Annotated in this window: 19 protein-coding genes and 1 riboswitch; of the genes, 5 read left to right on the top strand and 14 right to left on the bottom strand. The window is 71.6% G+C overall.

Going from position 1 to position 21,460, the window contains the following annotated elements:
• Nucleotides 1-859, top strand: an 859-nt coding sequence (locus LCE31_RS18525) for a class I SAM-dependent methyltransferase (RefSeq protein ID WP_225015539.1), incomplete at its 5' end; no start/stop codon positions are given.
• On the opposite strand, the gene LCE31_RS18520 is transcribed toward LCE31_RS18525, so the two are convergent.
• Entirely contained in the window at nucleotides 812-1,537 is a 726-nt protein-coding gene (locus LCE31_RS18520) for a helix-turn-helix domain-containing protein (protein ID WP_225015536.1), read from the bottom strand. The two genes, LCE31_RS18525 and LCE31_RS18520, sit on opposite strands and share 48 nt — an antisense overlap.
• Nucleotides 1,538-1,723: 186 nt before the next feature.
• On the opposite strand from LCE31_RS18520, the gene LCE31_RS18515 reads away from it, so the two are divergent.
• Nucleotides 1,724-2,554: a PhzF family phenazine biosynthesis protein gene (locus tag LCE31_RS18515; protein WP_225015534.1), complete on the top strand. Its 831-nt coding sequence runs from the start codon at nucleotides 1,724-1,726 to the stop codon at nucleotides 2,552-2,554.
• A 31-nt stretch (nucleotides 2,555-2,585) separates the two neighbouring features.
• On the opposite strand, the gene LCE31_RS18510 is transcribed toward LCE31_RS18515, so the two are convergent.
• Complete coding sequence (locus tag LCE31_RS18510; protein ID WP_225015532.1) at nucleotides 2,586-3,398, bottom strand: CPBP family intramembrane glutamic endopeptidase; 813 nt, start codon at nucleotides 3,396-3,398, stop codon at nucleotides 2,586-2,588.
• 233 nt (nucleotides 3,399-3,631) lie between these two features.
• Nucleotides 3,632-5,164 (bottom strand): glutamate-cysteine ligase family protein, encoded by a 1,533-nt coding sequence (locus tag LCE31_RS18505; protein ID WP_225015530.1) that lies wholly within the window; start codon nucleotides 5,162-5,164, stop codon nucleotides 3,632-3,634.
• Between the two features lie 652 nt (nucleotides 5,165-5,816).
• Here LCE31_RS18505 and LCE31_RS18500 point away from each other — a divergent pair.
• Both LCE31_RS18500 and LCE31_RS18495 read left to right on the top strand, forming a co-directional pair.
• Nucleotides 5,817-6,431: a hypothetical protein gene (locus LCE31_RS18500; protein ID WP_225015528.1), complete on the top strand. Its 615-nt coding sequence runs from the start codon at nucleotides 5,817-5,819 to the stop codon at nucleotides 6,429-6,431.
• A 411-nt stretch (nucleotides 6,432-6,842) separates the two neighbouring features.
• The gene (locus LCE31_RS18495; protein WP_225015526.1) at nucleotides 6,843-7,049 is read left to right on the top strand and encodes a DUF5999 family protein; all 207 of its coding nucleotides are present in this window, start codon (nucleotides 6,843-6,845) and stop codon (nucleotides 7,047-7,049) included.
• A gap of 72 nt (nucleotides 7,050-7,121) precedes the next feature.
• On the opposite strand, the gene gcvP is transcribed toward LCE31_RS18495, so the two are convergent.
• The gene (gene gcvP, locus LCE31_RS18490; RefSeq protein ID WP_225015524.1) at nucleotides 7,122-10,007 is read right to left on the bottom strand and encodes an aminomethyl-transferring glycine dehydrogenase; all 2,886 of its coding nucleotides are present in this window, start codon (nucleotides 10,005-10,007) and stop codon (nucleotides 7,122-7,124) included.
• Nucleotides 10,008-10,192: 185 nt separating this feature from the next.
• Nucleotides 10,193-10,289: riboswitch (glycine riboswitch) on the bottom strand.
• A 187-nt stretch (nucleotides 10,290-10,476) separates the two neighbouring features.
• Here gcvP and LCE31_RS18485 point away from each other — a divergent pair.
• Nucleotides 10,477-10,875 carry a PRC-barrel domain-containing protein gene (locus LCE31_RS18485; RefSeq protein WP_374118495.1) on the top strand — a complete coding sequence of 133 codons (399 nt, stop codon included), beginning with the start codon at nucleotides 10,477-10,479 and terminating at the stop codon, nucleotides 10,873-10,875.
• A gap of 204 nt (nucleotides 10,876-11,079) precedes the next feature.
• On the opposite strand, the gene LCE31_RS18480 is transcribed toward LCE31_RS18485, so the two are convergent.
• The 10 genes from LCE31_RS18480 to LCE31_RS18435 all read right to left on the bottom strand — a co-directional run bounded on the left by LCE31_RS18480 (nucleotide 11,080) and on the right by LCE31_RS18435 (nucleotide 21,190).
• The gene (locus LCE31_RS18480) at nucleotides 11,080-12,456 is read right to left on the bottom strand and encodes a DNA polymerase IV (protein ID WP_225015522.1); all 1,377 of its coding nucleotides are present in this window, start codon (nucleotides 12,454-12,456) and stop codon (nucleotides 11,080-11,082) included.
• Nucleotides 12,457-12,559: 103 nt separating this feature from the next.
• Entirely contained in the window at nucleotides 12,560-13,126 is a 567-nt protein-coding gene (locus LCE31_RS18475; protein ID WP_374118494.1) for a MerR family transcriptional regulator, read from the bottom strand.
• A gap of 338 nt (nucleotides 13,127-13,464) precedes the next feature.
• Nucleotides 13,465-13,938: a bifunctional nuclease family protein gene (locus LCE31_RS18470; RefSeq protein WP_006123076.1), complete on the bottom strand. Its 474-nt coding sequence runs from the start codon at nucleotides 13,936-13,938 to the stop codon at nucleotides 13,465-13,467.
• Nucleotides 13,939-13,991: 53 nt separating this feature from the next.
• The gene (gene ftsR, locus LCE31_RS18465; RefSeq protein ID WP_225015520.1) at nucleotides 13,992-14,738 is read right to left on the bottom strand and encodes a transcriptional regulator FtsR; all 747 of its coding nucleotides are present in this window, start codon (nucleotides 14,736-14,738) and stop codon (nucleotides 13,992-13,994) included.
• A gap of 14 nt (nucleotides 14,739-14,752) precedes the next feature.
• Nucleotides 14,753-15,628: an FHA domain-containing protein gene (locus LCE31_RS18460; RefSeq protein WP_225015542.1), complete on the bottom strand. Its 876-nt coding sequence runs from the start codon at nucleotides 15,626-15,628 to the stop codon at nucleotides 14,753-14,755.
• 148 nt (nucleotides 15,629-15,776) lie between these two features.
• Nucleotides 15,777-16,550 (bottom strand): DUF881 domain-containing protein, encoded by a 774-nt coding sequence (locus tag LCE31_RS18455; protein ID WP_225015540.1) that lies wholly within the window; start codon nucleotides 16,548-16,550, stop codon nucleotides 15,777-15,779.
• 25 nt (nucleotides 16,551-16,575) lie between these two features.
• Nucleotides 16,576-16,908 (bottom strand): small basic family protein, encoded by a 333-nt coding sequence (locus LCE31_RS18450; RefSeq protein WP_225015518.1) that lies wholly within the window; start codon nucleotides 16,906-16,908, stop codon nucleotides 16,576-16,578.
• Complete coding sequence (locus tag LCE31_RS18445) at nucleotides 16,905-17,864, bottom strand: DUF881 domain-containing protein (protein ID WP_225015516.1); 960 nt, start codon at nucleotides 17,862-17,864, stop codon at nucleotides 16,905-16,907. The genes LCE31_RS18450 and LCE31_RS18445 overlap by 4 nt, the downstream gene beginning before the upstream one ends.
• Nucleotides 17,865-17,969: 105 nt before the next feature.
• Entirely contained in the window at nucleotides 17,970-20,465 is a 2,496-nt protein-coding gene (locus LCE31_RS18440; RefSeq protein ID WP_225015514.1) for a mannose-1-phosphate guanyltransferase, read from the bottom strand.
• Between the two features lie 116 nt (nucleotides 20,466-20,581).
• On the bottom strand, nucleotides 20,582-21,190 hold the full coding sequence (locus LCE31_RS18435) for a CDP-alcohol phosphatidyltransferase family protein (protein ID WP_225015512.1): 609 nt from the start codon (nucleotides 21,188-21,190) through the stop codon (nucleotides 20,582-20,584).
• Nucleotides 21,191-21,460: the final 270 nt, after the last annotated feature.

Here is a 21,460-nt window from a genome sequence, read left to right as displayed (position 1 = left end):
CCAGTGCCCACTGCCCATGAAGCAGTCGGTCCTCGGCGCGATGCGCGCGGTGCTGCGTCCCGGCGGGCGGCTCGTGGTCCGGACACGGACCGGGCCCTCCGGCGCGGTGCGATCCGCCGACGACAGCGCCGCGGTCGCGTACCGGCGTGCGAGCGGTTCGTTCAAGACCGGGGGGCGGCGCGCGTCCGAGGCTGCCCGCATGACGGAACAAGCACCTTTCACGCCTGCCATGGGCCGCTTCGCGCCCACACGCCTCTACGACCCGGTGGCCTCCCTGATGCGCGAGCGGCTGTGGCGCAGCCTGCTCGTCACGTACGCGGCCCCCAGGCCCGATGATGTGATCGTCGATGTGGGCTGCGGCACCGGCTCACTGGCGCTGTTCCTGCACCGCGTCGAGCCGCGTGCGCGCGTCATCGGCGTCGACCCCGACCCCGAGGTGCTGGCGCTCGCGCGCCGCAAGGCCGGCCTGGCCGACACCGCGGTCGAGTGGCGGACCGGCATGGGCGACGCGCTGCCGGACATCCTCGGGGACGTCGGTCCTGTGGACACCGCGGTCTCCAGCCTCGTCCTCCACCAGTGCCCACTGCCCATGAAGCAGTCGGTCCTCGGCGCGATGCGCGCGGTGCTGCGTCCCGGCGGGCGGCTCGTGGTCGCCGACTACGGGCTGCAACGCAACCGGCGGATGCGCCTGGCCTTCCGCCTCATACAGCTCGCGGACGGCGCAGCCGACACCCGGCCGAACGCCGACGGCGTCCTGCCCCGATTGATGTCCGAGGCCGGGTTCCGCGACGTGCGCGAGGCCGAGGTCGTCTCAACGCTCAGCGGTTCGATCTCGGTCTACGTCGCGCGCCGGGACTGACGGGCGGAGCGCGGGCAGCACGGCCGCGGGTGTGAGCCCCATCATCGCGCCCATCTGCCGGGTGAAGTGGGCCTGGTCCGCGAAACCGCTGGTGGCCGCGGCCTCGGCAAGCGACTGGCCCTGGCGCAGCGCCTCGACCGCGCGGCGCAGCCGCAGCCAGACACGCAGGCGCGGCAGAGGCATGCCCAGCTGGTGCCGCGCCAGGGCGCGCAGGCGCTGCGGGGACAGGCCCACGCCCGCGGCCAGTTCCGGCATCGGGATCGGCCGGCCCGCCAGCGTGCCCATCGCCGCGAGCAGCCGCGGGTCCAGCTCGCGGGAAGGGGGCGCCACGGCGCGACGGACCTCCGCCTCGTCCAGGGCGCGCAGCTCAGGGGCCGCGACGAGGCCGGCGCCACCGTACTCGCGCAGCCGGTCCGCGAACGCGCACTGCGGCTCGATGTAGAAGGTGAGCAGGCCCGCGGTGGCGAGCATCCGGTGCCGGGCCAGCGGCGGCACGACGAGCGCCTCGGCGCGGTGCCTGATCCCGGCGGCGTCCACCATGGCCACCTCGCCCTGGAGAGCGATGGCGATCTGGAAGGCGGCGTGGCCGTGACAGGCGCCTCCCGGCGACGGCCCCCGGTACATCGCGTAGCCCTCGCGGACGGCGAAGCTCCGCTCCGCCTCTTCCCCCGTAGTCACCCCCGTGATGCTGCCAGACCCCGGACGGCCTCCACGAGGACGCCGCAGTACCGCCAAGAACCGTGTGCCCGCGGCGCCTTCGAAGCGGCGCGGCGCATCCCGCGCGGGGACATCGAGGGGCGGAGGAGCCACCCGCTTCCGATCGGCGCTGGCCACGTCGCGCAACCGCCCTCTACGGTCGAGGCCATGCGTATCCGAATCGTCGACGCCTTCACCGACCGCGCCTTCCGGGGCAACCCGGCCGGTGTGCTGCTGCTGGACTCCGACCACTTCCCCTCCGAGGCCTGGCTGGGGCAGGTGGCCGCCGAAGTGAACCTGTCGGAGACCGCGTTCGCCCATCCCCTGCCGGCCGGCGGCTCAGCCGACTGGGCCCTGCGCTGGTTCACACCGGCCACCGAGGTGTCCCTGTGCGGTCATGCCACTCTGGCCACAGCGCACGTCCTGCGCACCACGGGCCGGGCCGCCGGGCTCGTACGGTTCGCGACCCGCTCCGGTGTGCTGACCTCGGACGCGCACGAGGACGGCTCCCTGACCCTCGACTTCCCCACCTCCGAGCTGATCCCCGTCCCCGCGCCCGGCGGTACGGCGAAGGCGCTCGGCGCCGAGCCGCTGTCGGTGCACGACACGTCGGAGCGCATCGGGGACCTGCTGGTCGAGCTGGCCGACGAGCGGACCGTACGGGAGCTGGCGCCGGACCACGACGCGCTGGCGCGGCTGTCCGACCGGGGCGTGATCGTCACCGCAGCCGGGGCACCGGGCGGGGACCACGACTTCGTGTCGCGCGCCTTCTTCCCCGGGGTCGGCGTCACGGAGGACCCGGTCACGGGCAGCGCGCACACGGCGCTGGCCCCGTTCTGGTCGGCCCGCCTCGGCCGGAGCGAACTGACGGGCTACCAGGCCTCCGCGCGCGGCGGACTGGTGCGTACGCTCCTGCGCGGCGACCGTACGCTCCTGACGGGTACGGCGGTCACGGTGATCGACGGCGAGCTGCTCCCCGAGCCGCCGGCCGTCGTGTGAGGCCGGACGCCGGCCGGGCCCGGGCGGCTGTTCAGATCGTGGGCAGCCAGCTGACGTGCCCGGCCAGCACCGCGTACCCGACGAAGGCGCCGATGTCCATCAGGGAGTGCGCGACGACCAGCGGCCCGACCCGGCCCCACCTGCGGTAGAGGAGCACGAACACGATGCCCATGACCATGTTGCCGACGAAGCCGCCGAGCCCCTGGTAGAGGTGGTAGGAGCCGCGCAGCAGGGCGCTGCCGGCGAGCGCTGCCATCGGGGTCCAGCCCAGCCGGTCGAGCCGCCGGAGCAGGTAGCCGACCACGACGACCTCTTCGAGGATCGCGTTCTGCACCGCGGACACCACCAGCACCGGGTATTTCCACCACACGTCGGGCAGCGACTCGGGCACCACCGTGAGGTTGGCGCCCGAGCCCTGCGCGAAGAGGTAGAAGACGATGCCGACACCGCCCACGCAGGCGGCGATCGCGGCGCCCCACCCCAGGTCGAACAGGGGCTTGCGCCGGTCGAAACCGATCGTCCGCAGGCTGCTGCCCTCACGGAAGAGCAGATACGCGACGAGTACCACCGGTACGAGGGCGGTGGCGATGTCGAACAGCTGCCAGGTGAGGTCGAGCCACGGCCGGCCCGGCGCGGCCGACGCGTTCAGGTTGGCGGCCTGGTGCTTGAGCGAACCGCCCTTGGTGACCGAGCCGACGAAGCTGATGAGCGCGGACACCCCGCTCGCACCGAGGGACAGCGCGAGCACGATCAGGGTCTCGGTCCGCAGCGCCGCGCGGGACAGAGCCGGGATCGTCGTCTCTCCGGGGCGGGAATCGGTCACGGGCCCTGCCTCCACCTGCACTCCGGCCTCCACGGGTACGCGTCATGGTCGGCGCGCGCGGCCGACGTGCACAAGTTACGCCCGCCGGCTGTGCAACCGGCCCCGCGACCCGGCCGCCCCCGCCATGCGACGAGCGGCGGCCGACGGCCCGCCGCCGCGTCCGGGCCGCCGCCGCCGTGGTTCGCATGGGCCCGCGGCCGCGGCAGCCATCCGTAACGCCGCCCCCGGACCCGTGGCCTCCTGCGCGCCGCGTCCTACCCCGTGGGCAGCCGCCCCGACTCCTCGGGGCCGGGGAAGCCCACCGGCCAGGTGTGCACCGGGCTGCCGTGGTGCATCAGCTCGCAGTACCTGCGCGTGGTCGCGGCGAGTGCGGCGTCCCGCTCCAGGCCCGCGTCCAGCGCGCGGTGGAACGTGCCGATCTGCCAGGACGCCCCGTTCGTCCGGCGCTCGCACCGCTCCTCGATGACGCCGAGGTAGAGGTCGCGGTCGGCCGGTTCGATGTTCCACGCGTCGAGCCCGGCCGCCGCGAGCGGCAGCAGTTCGTCACGTACGAGGTCCACGACGGGGCGGGCGACGAGCCCTGACGACCTGCCGTGCCGCGGCCAGCGCAGCTCGGCCCCGATGCCGCCCCGGCAGGCCGTCTCGAAGTTCCGCGCCGCGACGGAGAACGGCATCCGGCGCCAGACGGGGTGGCTGTCCTCGGCGAGCGCGCGGACCAGCCCGTAGTAGAACGCGGCGTTGGCGATCACGTCGGTGACCGTGGGACCCGCGGGCAGCACCCGGTTCTCCACGCGCAGGTGCGGCACGCCGTCCGAGACCTCGTACACCGGCCGGTTCCAGCGGTAGACGGTGCCGTTGTGCAGGGCGAGTTCCTGGAGTGCGGGCACTCCCCCGTCGTCGAGGACCTTCTGCGGGTCCTCGTCGGACATGATCGGCAGGAGCGGCAGGAAGTAGCGCAGGTTCTCCGCGAAGAGGTCGTAGGGCGAGTCGATCCAGCGTTCGCCGAACCAGGTCCTCGGCCGCACGCCCTGGACCTGGAGTTCGGGCGGCCGTACGTCGGTGGCCTGCTCGAACAGCGGTGGCCTCGACTCGTGCCAGAGCTGCTTGCCGAAGAGGAAGGGCGCGTTGGCGCCGAGTGCGATCTGCACGGCCGCCACCGCCTGCGCCGCGTTCCACACATCGGCGAACCGTTCCTGCGTGACCTGGAGATGCAACTGCACCGACGTGCACGCGGCCTCGGGGGTAATCGAGGGAGAGGTGGCCACCAGCCGTTCGGCCCCCTCGATGTCGAGGAGGAAGTCCTCGCCGCGCGCGGCCCTCATCTGGTCGTTGAGAAGTGTGTAGCGGTCGACGGCGGAGAGGCTTCCCGATCCGACGTCGCGGTGCGCGAGCGTGGGCAGAATTCCCACCATCACGATCCCGGCGTCGACCTCCTGCGCTTTGCGGTGGGCATATCCGAGGCCCGCGCGCAGCTCCTCCGCGAGCTGATCGAGAACGCGGCCGTCCAGACGGTGCGGTGCGATATTGACTTCGAGGTTGAACATGCCGAGCTCGGTCTGGAAATCGCGACTCGCGATGCGGCCGAGCACCTCGTGGTTCATCATCCTGGGCAGGCCGTCGGCGCCGGCCAGATTCAGCTCGATCTCCAGACCGATCAGATTCCTGGGCTTGTCGAAGCGTTTCTCGGCGAGCAGCCTCCCGAGCACCGAGAGACACTGCCGCAGCCTCTTGCGGTACTGCTCGCGGCCGGCCAGGTCAAAGCCGTCCGCGTCGACCTTCTCACCCATCGACCTGTCCTCCTCGGCGTGGACGGCCCCCCGGCGGTGCGCGCGTCTCGCTCGATAATGCCCGCGCGCGCTGATCCCTAACGCGCCCGAAGCCGCCGCGGGAGGCGGCCTCCGGGACGGGCCACCGAGCGGCCGGGCGGCCGCCTCGGCGAGGCGCCCTTCTGGCATACGCCTGGGCTCGTTAGCATAGGCATGCATCGGCGTATGCACGGACGGATGCAACGGCGCTCATTGCTCCGGTCGCTCCGGAAACCGCGGCGGCGCGCGTGGCGGTACGGGTGCGAGCATGTGCCCGCCGCATAGGGCACGGGCATGGCGGAGCCGTAGGGTACGCAATGCCGCGCGAAATCGCGGTACATGTTTCGGCCGTCCGGCGGAGCCGGATCACCGCAGGCCGGAAGCGGTGCGCTCATAATCCTTCCAGCAAATCACCGCGGAGGAACGGCCGAATAGTGGCTTGCCCGCAATAGTCACGACAGCTAGCAGAAACATCGTGTGAACACGCGTCGTATAAACTTCGCGGACGAGGTGGAAAGCGGGCGCAAGGTCCCAGGCCCCGGAGCGCGTTTCCGAGCCCGCACGCCGACAGAGCCGTCCGCACCTCCTTCGCACCCGCGCTGCACCCTGTCTCCTGAGCGAGAGGCAACCCACCATGCCGCTGCATGTCCCTCCAGTACCCGCACCCGCCCTGCGCAGCATTCTCACCGCTCTCGGCTCCCCCACCGCCGTTCGAGAGGCCCCGACCCCGGCCCTCCGGTCCGCGCAGGGACCGCTGAGCCCCGAACTCCCGCTTCCCGTCCATGTGCTCGACGACCCCGAGGTGCTCGCGGCACCGGCCCTGCTCGACGGTGCGGACACCGCCCCGCACACGCGGCTGACCGGGTGGCGCTTCACGATCCGCGCCGGGGACCGGCTGGTCGCCGCCGCCGACACGATGCTCACCCCCGACGGCTGGGCGTTCTCCCGGTTCTTCGAGGGGCCGTACGTGACGGCGACGGAGCGGGCCCTGCGCCAGGCCGAGGTGCTGGGAACCCCGTACCAGCCGCGGCTGCTCTCCGTACCGGGGCTGTACATGCTGATGCTGTGGCTGCACGGCGACCCGGAGGCCGACCCGGCCACCGGCGCCGTGGCCCCGGGCGACCTGCTGGTGCCGCTCGCGCCCGCGCCCCCCGGGTTCGCCGCGCACCGGCCGCACCGCGCGGCTGAACTGCTTCCGGTGATCGGTCTGCGGCTCGCTCCCGCGCCTCTCCTGCGCACCCCCGTCTGATCCCGGACGCAGCGGCTCAGCGGCGCCCTCCGGCCCACCGGCCGGGGGGCGCTTCGCGTACCCGTGTCGGCACCGGGACGACGGTGGCGCCGCCCGTCCGCGGCGTATTCGCCCGGGCGCTTCGTCTACGGTCCGCCAACCGTCCTCGGAGAATGCCGAGTTGGGCGGAACCGGCCGACCGGGTGAGCGTGTCCCGGCCGAGGACAACGTGCTGCGGCGAAATCCCCGCCGTTGCCTCGCGCGGGGTGACACTGGGTCCTGACCACACAGACGGGGGCGGTCCCGCAGCCCGTACAGCGCTCGACACCGGGCGCCGCGCGGTCCCCGCGCGGGGATCGTCCACGCATGACAACCCGGGACACGCACCCCCGGAACACGGCAGTCTCCACCTCGCAGCGAGAGAATCCGCCCATGTGCCAGCACCAGCCAGTCTGTCCGACAGCCGACTCCGCCGACCGCGAGGCCGCCCGTCCGGTGGTGAGCCGCCCGGAGCAGGGATGGAGTCTGCTCTGCAACGGCGTCGTCCTGTTCGAGGACACGGGTGAGCTGCTGCCGGACGGGCAGATCATCGGTCCGCACCGCGCGCCCCGCGGCGACCGGGTCACCGCCGCGGCCTGATCCCGGCCCCGGCGGCCCGCCCCGGACGTCCGGGCGGCCGGGACGCCCGGTGCCGGGGCAGCGGCGGTCCGCTCAGTTCTCGTACGCGTCGAGCGGAGGGCAGGAGCACACCAGGTTGCGGTCGCCGAAGGCGCCGTCGATGCGGCGCACCGGCGGCCAGTACTTGTCCGCCGCCGAGACACCGGGCGGGAAGACCGCGACGTCACGGCTGTACGGGTGCGCCCACTCGCCACCGAGTACGGCCGCCGTGTGCGGCGCGTTGCGCAGCGGGTTGTCGTCCGCGCTCCACTCGCCGGACGCGACCTTCTCGATCTCCGCCCGGATCGCGATCATCGCCTCGCAGAACCGGTCGAGCTCCCTCAGGTCCTCGCTCTCGGTCGGCTCGATCATCAGCGTCCCCGCGACCGGGAACGACATGGTCGGCGCGTGGAACCCGTAGTCGATCAAGCGCTTCGCGATGTCGTCGACACTGACGCCGGTCGCCTTGGTCAGCGGCCGCAGGTCGACGATGCACTCGTGTGCGACCAGCCCGGCGGGGCCGGTGTAGAGCACCGGGTAGTGCGGCTCAAGGCGCTTGGCGATGTAGTTCGCCGCGAGCACCGCGACCTGGGTGGCGCGCGCGAGGCCCTCGCCGCCCATCAGGCGCACGTACGCCCAGGAGATCGGGAGGATGCCCGCCGAGCCGAACGGCGCGGCCGAGATCGGGCCGACCCCCGTCTCGGGACCGGCCGCGGGCTGGAGCGGGTGGTTCGGCAGGTACGGCGCGAGGTGCGCCCGCACTCCGATCGGGCCGACGCCGGGGCCGCCGCCGCCGTGCGGGATGCAGAACGTCTTGTGCAGGTTCAGGTGCGACACGTCGGACCCGAAGCGGCCCGGCTTCGCGAGGCCCACCAGCGCGTTGAGGTTGGCGCCGTCCACGTACACCTGGCCGCCCGCGTCGTGCACGGTCGCGCAGATGTCGCCGATCTGCTCCTCGAACACACCGTGGGTGGAAGGGTAGGTGACCATGAGGACGGCCAGCTCGGAACCGTACTGTTCGATCTTCGCGTGCAGGTCGTCCACGTCGACGTCGCCCGACTCGCTGGTCTTCACGACGACGACCTTCATGCCCGCCATCACCGCGCTGGCCGCGTTGGTGCCGTGCGCGGACGAAGGGATCAGGCAGACCGTACGGCCGGTGTCGCCGTTGGCGCGGTGGTAGGCGCGCACCGCGAGGAGACCCGCGAGCTCGCCCTGCGAACCGGCGTTGGGCTGGAGGGAGACGGCGTCGTAGCCGGTGACCTCGGCGAGGCGCTCCTCCAGCTCACGGATGAGGGTGAGGTAGCCCTGCGCCTGCTCGGCGGGCGCGAACGGGTGCAGCGCCCCGAACTCCGGCCAGGTGACCGGCTCCATCTCGGTGGTGCCGTTCAGCTTCATCGTGCAGGAGCCGAGCGGGATCATGCCGCGGTCGAGCGCGTAGTCCCGGTCGGACAGGCGGCGCAGGTAGCGCAGCATGGCCGTCTCGGAGCGGTGGCTGTGGAAGACCGGGTGCGTCAGGTAGTCGTCGCCGCGCAGCAGACCGGCCGGCAGCGCGTCGACGGCCTCGGCGTCGAGCGCCTCGATGTCGCCCTGCACGCCGAAGGCGGCCCACACGGCGGTGAGCTGGGCGCGCCCCGTGGTCTCGTCGCAGGCGACGGAGACATGGTCGGCGTCGACCAGCCGCAGGTTGACGCCGCCCTCCCGGGCCCCGGCCACGATGTCGGCGGCCCGGCCCGGCACGCTGAGGGTGAGGGTGTCGAAGTACGCGTCCTCGGTGGCCTCCACGCCGCCCGCGCGCAGGCCCGCGGCGAGGACGGACGCGTACCGGTGGGTGCGCCGCGCGATGTCCCGCAGCCCGTCGGGCCCGTGGTAGACGGCGTACATCCCGGCCATGACGGCGAGCAGCACCTGCGCGGTGCAGATGTTGCTGGTGGCCTTCTCCCGGCGGATGTGCTGCTCACGGGTCTGGAGTGCGAGGCGGTACGCCTTGTTGCCGTCGGCGTCCACCGAGACGCCGACGAGGCGCCCCGGCAGGCTGCGCGCGAACTTCTCGCGGACGGCCATGTAGCCGGCGTGCGGACCGCCGAAGCCCATGGGAACGCCGAAGCGCTGGGTGGTGCCCACCGCGATGTCCGCGCCCAGCTCGCCGGGCGGGGTGAGCAGGGTGAGGGCCAGCAGGTCGGCGGCGACGGTGACGATCGCGCCGAGCTCGTGCGCCCGCTCGATGACGGGACGCAGGTCGCGCACGGCGCCCGAGGCGCCCGGGTACTGGAGGAGAACGCCGAACACACCGCGCTCCGCGACATCGGCGGGGATGCCGTCGCCGAGGTCGGCGACGACGACCTCGACGCCGGCCGGCTCCGCACGGGTGCGGATGACCGCGACGGTCTGCGGCAGGGCGTCGGCGTCGACCAGGAAGACGCCCTTCTTGACCTTGCCGACGCGCCGTGCCAGCGCCATGGCCTCGGCCGCCGCCGTGCCCTCGTCCAGCAGGGAGGCACCGGAGGTGGGCAGCCCCGTCAGCTCCGCCACGACGGTCTGGAAGTTGAGCAGCGCCTCAAGACGGCCCTGCGAGATCTCCGGCTGGTACGGGGTGTACGCGGTGTACCAGGCCGGGTTCTCCAGCACGTTGCGCAGGATCACCGGCGGTGTGTAGGTGCCGTAGTAGCCGAGGCCGATCATCGGCGCCAGCACCTGGTTGCGGTCGGCGAGCGAGCGCAGTTCGGCGAGGACCTCCGCCTCGGTACGGGCCTCCGGCAGGTTCAGCGCCTCGGCGCTCTTGATGACATCGGGGACGGCGGCGGCGGTCAGCTCGTCCAGCGAGCCGTAGCCGACCTGCGCGAGCATCTTGGCCTGGGCCCCTGCGTCGGGGCCGATGTGGCGCTGCTCGAAGGGGATGCCGCGCTCCAGCTGTGCGAGCGTCATGCGGTGGGCGGTCATGTGCGGAGGCCTCCTGGTCGACGCGACCTGCGTGGGGCGCCACTCGGCAGTGGTGCCGGACGGCCTCCCCCTCTGTCATACGACCTGAGAGCTTCACCGGCTCGTCGCCCGCCTTCGGCACGGTCCGGTTTTCACCGTCGGTGAGAACGGATGCCGTCGACGTCCGTCCTGCTTTCCAGAGTGACCTCGTCCGTGCGGTACGGGTGCCTGAGAGATTCCGGGGAGGATTTGCTCCTTCGGCGCCTCCGGCGGGGTGCCGGAGGACTCTCCCGCGCGGGGTCAGTAGCCGCCTGCCAGCCTACCAGCGGAGCTCTTGAGGCCGATTTCCGGCCGCTTGACCTGGTCCGGGACGGGACACACGGGTCTTTGCGGGGGCCGCTCCCCCGGCCCCCGAGTGGACGAGCCCCTCGATGTGGCCTTTTGTAGTGTCTGAAGTATTTGCAGGGAATTGCGACCAATTGGAGGGACCGTGGAGACAGACATCGATCCGCGCAGTCTGATCGGCCGCAAGGCGTTCGACCGTGCGGGACACAAGATCGGCACGGTGGACGAGGTGTACCTGGACGACGCAACCGGCGTACCCGAGTGGGCGGCCGTCCGCACGGGCCTGTTCAGCAGGGACGCCTTCGTGCCGCTGGAGCCGAGCACCCTGGAGAAGGACACCCTGCGCGTCCCCTTCGAGCGCTCCCTCATCAAGGACGCCCCGGACTTCGGGGTGGGCCGCCACCTCTCGCCCGAGCAGGAACTCCAGCTCTACCACCACTACGGTCTCGAACTTCCCGCCGCCGGCAGGCCGGAAGCCCCCGCGTCGCGCTCGGACAAGGACCGCGAACGGGACTTCGGAAAGGTCGCCGGCCAGGACGAGTGACCCGCCGCGTCACGCCACGACCGACCCGCCTCCGCCGCACGCCAGGGGCCCGTCGTACGCCAGGGGCTCGCCGTACACCAGGGACCCTTGCGAAGTAAGGGGCCCGTGCGACGTCAGGGGCCCGCACCACCGGACGAGGGGCTCTGTCCGGCGGGGCGGCGGCGCGAGCCGGGGCGCTCACCGCCGCCGGGCCGCCACCGGCCGCTACCGGCCCTCCGGGACCAGCGGCAGCGGGTCCGAAAGCTCCAGCGCGGGATCGTCCAGCCAGAAGGTCCGTACCCGGCCCACCGGGGAGCCCGGCTGCTCGAAGCGCACGGTGACGCGGCGCGCCCCGCTGCCCTGCACCCAGCCCGGCCCGTGGACCGCGTGCCGTACATCGTGGCCCGCCGGGAACCGCCGCTCGCCCCGTGCCGTCTCCGAGGCCTCCGCAGGGCCCACCGGCGGCGGCACGCGCTCGGAGGCCGCCGCGGGCTCGTCGGGCAGCGGAAGCGGCGCCTCCGTGGCCCCCGTACCCGACTGGGCGAACAGGTCCTCCTGCGTGAAGTCCGCGAGCCCCGTCACGCCCACGCCCAGCAGCCGGACGCCACCCGTCGTGTCCACCGCCTCCAGCAGGCGCCCGGCCGCCTCCCGCACCACGGCGGCGTCGTCCGTGGGACCGCGCAGCGTCTCCGAGCGGGTCAGCGTCGAGAAGTCGTACCTGCGCACCTTGAGCACCACCGTCCTGCCCGACCTGCCGGCCTCCCGCAGCCGCCGCACACACCGCTCCGCCAGCCGCTCCACCTCCGCCCGCACCCGCACCCGGTCGTGCAGGTCGACGTCGAAGGTGTCCTCCACGGACACGGACTTCGCGTCCCGGTCGGAGACCACGGGCCGCTCGTCGAGGCCGAGGGCCATCCGGTAGAGCGACAGGCCGTGCGCCCTGCCGACCAGGCGGACGAGCTCGTCCTCACCCGCCTCCGCGAGGTGCGCGACGGTCGTCATGCCGGCCCGCCGCAGGTGGTCGCCCGTCGCGGGGCCGACACCCGGCAGCGTCCTGACGGGCATGGGCCCCAGCAGGTCGCGCTCCGTGCCCGGCTCGATCAGCACCAGGCCGTCGGGCTTGGCCTCCTCCGAGCCGATCTTCGCGAGCATCTTGGACCCCGCGAGGCCGACGGACCCGCACAGGCCGGTCACCGCCCGGATGTCCGCGCGCAGCCGCTCGCCCGCGGCCCGCGCGGAGGCGCTGTCCCCGGCCGACCCGCCGGCCTCCAGGTCCACGAACGCCTCGTCCAGGCTGAGCGGCTCGACGAGCGGTGAGAGCCGCCCCAGCAGCTCCATCACCTGGCCGCTGATCGCGCGGTAGAGGGTGAAGCGCGGCACCAGATACGCCGCGTTCGGCGCGAGCCGCCTGGCCTGCGCCATCGGCATCGCCGAGTGGACTCCGAACCGCCGTGCCTCGTACGAGGCGGTCGCGACGACACCCCGCGGCCCGAGCCCGCCGACCACGACGGGCTTGCCCCGCAGGCTCGGCTTGGACGCCTGTTCCACCGAGGCATAGAACGCGTCCATGTCCAGGTGGAGGATCGTCGGCGCGCGTCTCATACCCTCGATGCTGCCGCAGGGGTCTGACAACGCGCCCACCGGCGCGCGGCGCGGGTGCGGGCGGCGCCCGTGGCCGGGGTGGGCCGGTGGGCGCGCCCGCCGGTCAGACGGCCCGGTCGCGCCGCCTGCGCGCCAGCTCGTCGGCCGGGTTGTTGCCGACGAGCGTCTCGCCGGTGTCGACGCGCTCGCCGTGCAGCTGCGAGAGCGCCGCCTCGACGTCCCGCCACACCACGCCGACGGCGATCCCGAAGACCCCCTGACCGCACTGGAGCAGCGAGACGACCTCGTCGGGCGACGTGCACTCGTGGACGGTCGCGCCGTCGCACATGAGCGTCATCCGGTCGAGATCCTTGAAGCCGCGCTCCCGCAGGTGCTGGACGGCGGCCCGGATGTTCTGGAGGGCCACACCGGTGTCGAGGAACCGCTTGACGATCTTGAGGACGACCACGTCGCGGAAGCTGTACAGCCGCTGCGTACCGGAGCCGTAGGCGGGCCGCACGCTCGGCTCGACGAGCCCGGTGCGCGCCCAGTAGTCCAATTGGCGGTAGGTGATCCCCGCCGCCGCACAGGCCGTGGGTCCCCGGTAGCCCACGCTCTCGTGGGTGGGGTCGACCGAACTGCCGTGAAGCCGGTACGTACTCGCCGCCGTACCGTCGCCGCTGCTTCTCACGCCGACCTCCGTCCTTGACCTGCCTTCACGACGGTAGGCAGTCACTCGGGGTGCGTCAACGATCGCCGCACTCGCCACGCCGAGTGATAATCACCCTGAGGGTGGTTTGGCGTGCCCCGTTTCGGGGAAAAGCTGCTCGAATTGCCTGAGCCACAGCATGATAGCCGCCGACGCGGTACCGGAAGTCTCCGGATCGGGGGGGGGGGGGGGGGGGGGGGGGGGGGGGGGGGGGGCGGGGGCCCCCCCCCCCCCCCGGGCCCCCCCCCCCCCCGCCCCCGCCCCCCCCGGGCGGGGGGGGCCCCCCCCCCCGGGGGGCGGCCGCCCCCCCCTTCTCCGCCTCACTGGCTGTTCGTCCCGAAATCCTCCGGTGAGATCTGGTCGAGGAACTCGCGGAACTTCTCCACCTCGTCCTCCTGCTCGTCGGGGATCGCGATTCCGGCGTCGTCGAGCACACCGTCGCTGCCGTAGATCGGCGTTCCCGTGCGCAGGGCGAGCGCTATGGCGTCGGACGGCCGCGCGCTCACCTCGACTCCGCTGGCGAAGACCAGCTCCGCGTAGAAGACCCCTTCGCGGAGGTCCGTGATGCGCACTTCCGTGAGCTCCTGGCCCACTGCCTCAAGGACATCCTTGAAAAGGTCGTGCGTCAGCGGTCTTGCCGGTGCCATGCCCTGCTGGGCGAAGGCGATGGCGGTTGCCTCCCCCGGTCCGATCCAGATGGGGAGGTACCGATCGCCTCCCACTTCACGCAGGAGCACGATCGGCTGGTTGGAGGGCATTTCCACCCGGACACCCACAACGTCGAGCTCGTTCACACAGCAACCCTAGGACGTGCCCGGCAGGTTTGGGTAGTCGGGCACCGTCGCGATCAGTGGAGCCGGCCACCGAGCGCCGTGCGCACGAGCGCCGCGTGCAGTCGTACGGACAGCCCGGCGAGCTCCCGCGTGGTGGCCTCCGCATGCGCTCTGGTCTGCGGGTTACGGTGCCGGCGCAGCGGCGCGACGACCTGCTCGACCAGCCCGGCCTCCCGTTCGGCGGCCGCCTTCATGACCCGCAGATGACGCGGTTCGAGACCGAATCGGCCGAGATCCGCCACCAGTCTCGCCACGGTGACGGCGTCCGCGTCGTAGCTGCCGTCCTCCAGCGCGGCGACCAGGCCGTAGGACTCCCACTCCGAGAGCTCGTCCTCGCCGACCTCCAGGGCGGCGAGGAGCTCCGCGCGCCCGACCCGGCCGGCCGTCGGCTGCTCGTCGGCGGGCTCCGCGGGGACGGGCCAGCCGTCCCTGCGGTCCCGCTGGGGGCCCGGCAGCACCACGTGCTCACCGCGGCCGAGCGCCTCCAGATGCTCCTTGATGACCTTCAGGGGAAGATAGTGGTCACGCTGCATGCGCAGCACCAGCGCCAGGCGCTCGACGTCCTGCGGGCTGAACTTGCGGTAGCCCGAGGGCGTCCTGCGCGGCTCCACCAGGCCCTCCGCCTCCAGGAAGCGGATCTTCGAGATGGTGACTTCGGGGAACTCGTCGCGCAGCCTCCCGAGCACCGCTCCGATGCTCACCAGCGGATCGGCCGCCGGGGGGGGGGCCCGGGCGGCACCGCCCTTCGGTGTACGCAACATGGTCTCTCCGGGGGTCACACGCCCCGCTGGCTCGCGTAGAAGACCAGTCGGTACTTGCCGATCTGGACCTCGTCGCCGTTCGCCAGCAGGACCGAGTCGATCCGCTCACGATTGACGTAGGTGCCGTTGAGGCTGCCCACATCGGAGACGGTGAACAGGCCGTCCGCGCCCCTGCGGAACTCCACATGCCGACGCGAGACCGTCACGTCGTCGAGGAAGATGTCGCTCTGCGGGTGGCGGCCGGCCGTCGTCAGCTCGCCGTCCAGCAGGAAGCGGCTGCCCGAGTTGGGCCCCCGGCGCACGATGAGCAGGGCGGAACCGAACGGCAGCGCCTCGACGGCGGCCTGCGCCTCGGGGCTCAGCGTGGGCAGCTGCGTCTGTCCCGTGCTCTCCGGGTCGTACGCCTCAAGGCCGGAGATCGAGATCGTCGACGTCGTCTCCGCGGGGCGCTCGCTCGGAGCGCCGGCCCGCAGCGGCGCGCCGCAGTTCGAGCAGAACCGGCTGGCCTCGGCATTCCGATGGCCACATCTCGTGCAAACCAGGGCCGACATGGCGGGGTCCTCCTGCCGTGGCTGCCCCGCCCGTGGGTCGGTCGCGAACGAGGCCGTGGGAAAGTCTCCACTCGTACTTGAGGCTGACGGTTCCCCGAAACCTATGCGGCCTTGCCCGGCAGGGTCAACAGACGACGCGCCGGGGCCGCCCGCCGCACCGCCCAGCTGGTCACGGAAGAGGGGGCGCTCGCCGCCCTGCTCCTCACCCTGACTCTGACCCTGGCGTGCCGCACGATGACGGGCGTTGCCGCCGTCCTCGCGGGACCTCTTGCCGAACAACTTCGCAAACCAATTCACGGGCGATTCCCCTTGACCGAAACAGACCCGCCCGTGGGGCAGGACGACATATCACTGAACACGCCTGCCGACCCGGACATATTGACAGCGTCCGTATGCACCGAACAGTTTCCACCACACATCACGTTGATCGTGCGTCGACCCCCCGCAACCTCTTGCCCGCGCGGCACCGGCGCCATGCACCCCCGCGTCACCGCGAGGACGACCGAGCGTAGCCAGGCTGCTTCGCCGGTCGCAAGGCGTCCACAACGACCTTCTCCGAGCCGGTCACTGTGGCTGTGGCCTGCTCCTTCTCCAATGTCTGCACCACGCCGCCCGGGATGTTGAGGGCGGGCTCCAGGTCCTGGGGCCGGCCGATCGCGGTGAAACGGTACGGCTGAGTGACCGCCCTGCCGTCCACCTCGATGTGGCCCTCCGTTCCCGTGAAGTCGGTGTCCGCGACCACGCGGACACCGTTCACCTGGATGGCTTCCGCGCCCGCGGCCCGCAGTTCCTGCACCGTGTCGAGCAGCATGTCGGCCGCCACCGTGTGCCGTGCGTCGTGCACGGACAGAGTGATCCCGGGCCCCTCCGCCGCCGTCGTACCGGCGAGGATGCCGAGTTGCTGCTCCTTCTCACGCGTCTGCTTGCGGGCCTCCTCCGCCTGGTCCGAACTGTTCTCAAGTCCCGTCCGCTGGTCCACGAGATCCTGCTTCTCGTCCTCAAGACGCTGGGTGCGGTTGTCCAGTTCATCGAGGATACGGACAAGATCCTCCTGACGCGCGCCCCGCAGCGCGCCGCTGTCGCTGTGCGACCTGACCTGGACGGCGAGCCCGAGGCCGAGGACGAACAGCAGCACCGCCACCGTCAGCTGGGCCCGGGTGGCGCGCGGCGGCCACAGTCCCGCCGCGAGCCGCTGCCGCCCCGTGGGGCGCGGCGCGGCGGCGCCCTCGCCCGGTCCGTCCCCGGAACTGCCCGGTTCCACCGGGGTGTTGTGCGTACTCACGCCGTCACGCCCGGAAGACGTGCCGGCGGATCGCCGCGGCGTTGGAGAAGATCCTGATGCCGAGCACGACCACGACTCCGGTGGACAACTGCGAGCCGACGCCCAGCTTGTCGCCGAGGAAGACGATCAACGCGGCGACCACGACGTTCGACAGGAACGACACGACGAAGACCTTGTCGACGAAGATGCCGTCGAGCATGGCACGCAGCCCGCCGAAGACCGCGTCGAGCGCGGCGACGACGGCGATCGGCAGGTAGGGCTCGACCACCGCCGGCACCTCGGGCCGGACGAACAGTCCGACCACGACTCCCACGACGAGGCCAAGTACGGCGATCACGATGTGCCCTTCCCACTCTTCCCTGTCTTCGCCGCGGCGGCCGGTGTGCCCCCGCCGCCGGCCGCCGCGGTGGCCGGCACCGGCTTCGCGGTCCTTACGATCAGGCTCGGCGCCGCGGGCAGCCGTACGTCGTCCTGTGCGGAGAGGGACGTACGGATGCCGAAGTCGCTCTTCAGCGACTCCAGATATCTGCCGTCGGCGCTGCCGCGGAACGCGGACGCCAGCTTCGCGCCATCCCCCACCGCGAGCACCGTGTACGGCGGCACCAGCGGCCTGTTGTCGACCAGTATGGCGTCACCGGCGGCGCGGATGGCCGAAAGCGCCGTGAGCCGGCGTCCGTTGACGGAGACCGCCTCGGCGCCGGACGCCCACAGGCCGTTGACGACACGCTGGAGGTCGCGGTCGCGCACCCGGCCCGTGTCGGAGAAGTCCTCGATCTCGCGGGGGCCGGCCCCGCCGTCCGACTCGGTGTCCTTCGCGTCGTCCACGACGAGCTTCACACCGGGACCGTGCACGTCGCTCGCACCGGCCAGCAGCGACACCAACTGGCCGCTGTCCGAGCCGGGTTGGTTGAGCGCGGCGCGCTGGCGCCGGCCGACGTCCGTGCGCAGGGCGTCGACGTCGCTCTCCAGCGCGTCCGCGTGCTTCGTCTCGCTGCCGACCCGGTCGATCAGCTCCTGGCGTTCCTTCGCCACCGCGGGCGCCGCGTGCCGCGTCTGCGCGGCCCCCAACGTGACCACCAGCGCGGCCAGTACGAGGCCTCCGCCGAGCCACAGCTTCGCCCGCAGCGTACGCGGGAGCCCGGCCTCGCCCGACCGCCCGCGGGCCGCGGCCTCGGCGTATCCGTCGTCGAGGCTGTGGTCCATCACGTTGGTCAGCAGCGACATCGACGCGTCCGGGCGTGCGCGCCCCGCGTCGGTGCTCCGTGTGGGGGACTGCTGCGGCATGCCGCACATCGTCGCATGTCGCCACCACCGCCGACGAAACGGCCCCGGACAGCGACCGGGCCACGCCCGAGGACGTGGCCCGGCCCGAGGTCCTGAGGACTCCCGGCAGCGGTGTCAGTGCCCGGCGCTGTCCACGATGGAGGACCACTCGTCCAGCAGGGCCTGCGCGGAAGCGTCGTCCGGGCCCTCGGCCCACAGGTGCGTCACCGCTTCCGCCGGGTCGGGCAGCACCATCACCCAGCGCCCGTCGGCCTCGACCACCCGTACGCCGTCCGTGGTGTCGACCTGCCGGTCGCCCGCGGCCTCGACGACGGTACGCATCACGAGGCCCTTGACGGCCCACGGCGTGGCGAGGTCGCGCCGCAGCACGTGCGCCCGCGGGATGCGCGCGTCGATCTGGCTGAGTGTGAGCTGCGTACGCGCCACCAGGCCGATGAGGCGTACGAACGCCGCGGAGCCGTCCAGTACGCTGCTGAACTCCGGCACGAGGAACGCGCCGCGCCCGTCACCGCCGAAGATGGTGGTGTCCTCGCGGCCCACCCGGGTCAGGTCGTCGGGCGACGTCGTCGTCCACTCGACCTGCGTCCCGTGGTACGCGGCGACCTGCTCCGCGATGCGTGTCGTCGTGACCGGCAGGGCGACCCGGCCGCTGCGCCGCTCCGAGGCCACCAGGTCGAGCAGGACCAGCAGGGCCCGGTCGTCCTCGATGATCCGGCCGCGCTCGTCCACGAGGGAGAGCCGTTCGCCCACGGGGTCGAAGCGCACACCGAATGCGGCACGGGCGGAGGCCACGATCTCCCCCAGCCGCACAAGACCGGACCTGCGGGACTCGGGTGTCTCGGTGGGCCGCGACTCGTCGAGGCCCGGGTTGATCGTCAGCGAGTCGACACCGAGACGGCCCAGCAGGCTGGGCAGCACCAGGCCGGCGCTCCCGTTGGACGCGTCGACCACGACCTTCAGGTTGGCCTCGGCGATCCCCGTCGTGTCCACGCTGCGCAGCAGGGCGCCCGTGTACGAGTCGAAGATGCTGGAGGGGAACTGGAGGTCCCCGATCTCGCCGGGGAACGCCCTGCGGTACTCCTGGCGGGCATACACCCGGTCGAGCTTGCGCTGCCCCGCCTGGGAGAGGTCGGAGCCCCGCTCGTCGAAGAACATGATGTCCACCGAGTCCGGCACACCCGGCGTCGTACGGATCATGATGCCGCCCGCGCTGCCCCGGGCCGTCTGCTGGCGTGCCACCGGCAGCGGCACGTTCTCCAGGTCCCGTACGTCGATGGCACTCGACTGGAGCGACGAGATCACGGCCCGCTTGAGGGCTCGGGCACCACGGGAGTGGTCACGTGCGGTGGTGACCGTGGAACCCTTCTTCAGCGTGGTGGCGTACGCGCCGGCCAGCCGTACGGCGAGCTCCGGGGTGATCTCCACGTTCAGGATGCCGGACACACCGCGGGCCCCGAACAGATTCGCCTGTCCTCGGGACTCCCAGATCACCGACGTGTTGACGAACGCGCCCGCCTCCACCGTCTTGAAGGGGTAGACACGGACGTTGCCCTGGATGATCGACTCCTCGCCGACCAGGCACTCGTCGCCGATGACGGCGCCGTCCTCGATCCTCGCGGCGCGCATCACGTCGGTGTTCTTGCCGATCACACAGCCGCGGAGGTTGCACTGCGGCCCGATGTAGACATTGTCGTGGACGACCGACCGGTGGAGGAAGGCGCCGGCCTTGACGACCACATTGGACCCGATGACGGTGTGTTCCCGGATCTCCGCGTCGGCTTCGACCTTCGCGTAGTCGCCGATGTACAGGGGGCCGCGCAGGACCGCGTCCGGATGCACTTCGGCGCCCTCCGCGACCCAGACACCCGGCGAGATCTCGAATCCTTCGATCTCGACGTCGACCTTGCCCTCCAGGACGTCGGCCTGCGCCTTCTGGTAGCTCTCGTGGGTGCCGACATCCTCCCAGTAGCCCTCGGCGATGTAGCCGTAGACCTTCTTGCCGTCCTTCATGAGCTGGGGGAAGACGTCACCGGACCAGTCCACGGAGGTGTCGGCCTCGACGTAGTCGAAGACCTCCGGCTCCATCACGTAGATGCCGGTGTTGACGGTGTCGGAGAAGACCTGGCCCCAGGTCGGCTTCTCCAGGAACCGCTCGACCTTGCCCTCCTCGTCCACGATGGTGATGCCGAATTCCAGCGGGTTCGGCACACGGGTCAGGCACACCGTGACGAGCGCGCCCTTCTCCTTGTGGAAGGCGATGAGGTCGGTGAGGTCGAAATCGGTGAGAGCGTCACCGGAGATCACCAGGAAGGCGTCATCCTTGAGGGCCGCCTCCGCGTTCTTCACGCTGCCGGCGGTGCCGAGCGGTTTCTCCTCATTGGCGTAGGTGAGCTCCATGCCGAGTTCCTCACCGTCACCGAAGTAATTCTTGACGAGCGAGGCGAGGAACTGCACGGTCACTACGGTCTCGGTCAGCCCATGGCGCTTGAGCAACCTCAGCACGTGCTCCATGATGGGCCGGTTGGCGACCGGCAGGAGCGGCTTGGGCATGCTGGAGGTCATGGGGCGAAGCCGAGTACCTTCACCACCGGCCATTACGACGGCCTTCATGTCGGAAGAGTCCTCCTCGAAGAGACGATCTCGCCGACTTCACCCGTCAGGCCTGACCGGTCCTGGGATCAGGCGCGCGGGCGGCTCTGCGACGGTGCAAGGCCACGGTGACGGGATCAGCCGGTCACCGCGTCGGCGCTGACTAGCCGGCGGACCTGGACCACGTACAGAATCCCTGCCCACCAATAGAGGGTTGTACCCCATCCCGCGAACGCCCATCCGAAAACTTCGGCGAGTGATGCTAGCCATCCACTTCCGTCACTGAGCAACAGCAGCGGGAAGGCATACATCAAGTTGAAGGTAGCTGCCTTCCCGAGGAAGTTCACCTGGGGAGGCGGATAGCCGTGCCGGCGGAGAATGCCCACCATGACGAGGAGCATGAGCTCCCGGGCCAAAAGGACGGCTGTCAGCCACAGCGGCAGGATGTCGCGCCAGGTGAGCCCGACCAGCGTGGAAAGGATGTACAACCGGTCCGCGGCCGGGTCGAGGAGCCTGCCCAGGTTGCTGATCTGGTTCCAGCGGCGGGCGAGCTTGCCGTCGAGGTAGTCGCTGATACCGCTGAACGCCAGCACCAGCAGCGCCCAGCCGTCGGCCTTGGACTGTCCGAACTCGGGTCGGAGGATCAGCCACAGGAACACCGGCACGCCGACCAGGCGGGCCATGCTGAGGATGTTGGGGATGGTGAGTACCCGGTCCGTCTGTACACGGGTCTCCTGGACCTCCACCCGGGGGCCTCCTGTGGGAATGAGCCAACAATGCCTCCTGACCCTACCTGGAGGGTGACAGGCGCAGAGCGACGGGGTGGGAGCGACGGCCCTTCGTAGCGGGCGGGCCACGGGTCCGAGTCCTGACCGAGTCCGGTCCGGGGAAAAGCGTTCCGGTGAATGGGTCTGGATATATGGGTCTGGATATGCGGAAAGGGGGTTGCCACCCGGGAGCCCCGTCCCCCCAAAACACAAAATTTTTGGGGGGGGGGGACAGAACCCCCGCGGGCC

The sequence above is a fragment of the Streptomyces sp. 8L genome (assembly GCF_020176795.1).
Taxonomy (GTDB): Bacteria; Actinomycetota; Actinomycetes; order Streptomycetales; family Streptomycetaceae; genus Streptomyces.
The sequence above is the reverse complement of the archived record's forward strand: the minus strand, read 5'-3'. Positions and strand labels throughout refer to the sequence as shown.